The organism is Prescottella defluvii, from assembly GCF_000738775.1.
GTDB lineage: Bacteria > Actinomycetota > Actinomycetes > Mycobacteriales > Mycobacteriaceae > Prescottella > Prescottella defluvii.
Genome location: NZ_JPOC01000208.1, coordinates 1 through 363, shown reverse-complemented (window position 1 = coordinate 363; position 363 = coordinate 1). Strand labels below are relative to the sequence as shown.

General features: G+C 80.2%; 1 protein-coding gene. It reads left to right on the top strand.

Annotated features, from left to right (window positions below):
* Positions 1–363 (top strand): peptidase (locus tag IJ15_RS26855; protein WP_407984130.1); only part of this gene is annotated, 363 nt, incomplete at both ends.

The window sequence follows — 363 nt, the reverse complement described above, 5'->3', positions numbered from 1 at the left end:
CGGTCCCGCCCCGGGCTGTGGCGGCCGCGGCGGGCCTCGGGGGCCCGGGGGGGGCGGCGGGCCGCCCCCCGCCCGGGGCGGGCGGGTCTGCTCTTCGCGGGGGGCCCCGGGCGCGGCGGGCCCGCGGTCCCCCGGGGGCGCTGCGCCGGCCCCCGGCCGCCGGCGCTGCTCGTGCTGCACCCGCCCGCCGAGACCGTCCCGTCTCTTCCCGAGTGCTCCGGGGTGGCGTCGGGCTGTGTGCTGCTTCCCGGTCTGCCGCATCTCGGACTCGACCACCGTGCGGCGTGGGTGGAGGCGGAGGCGGACGGCACTGTCACGTCGATGATTTCGCGTGTGGGCATCGATCCGATCAGCGATCCCGAC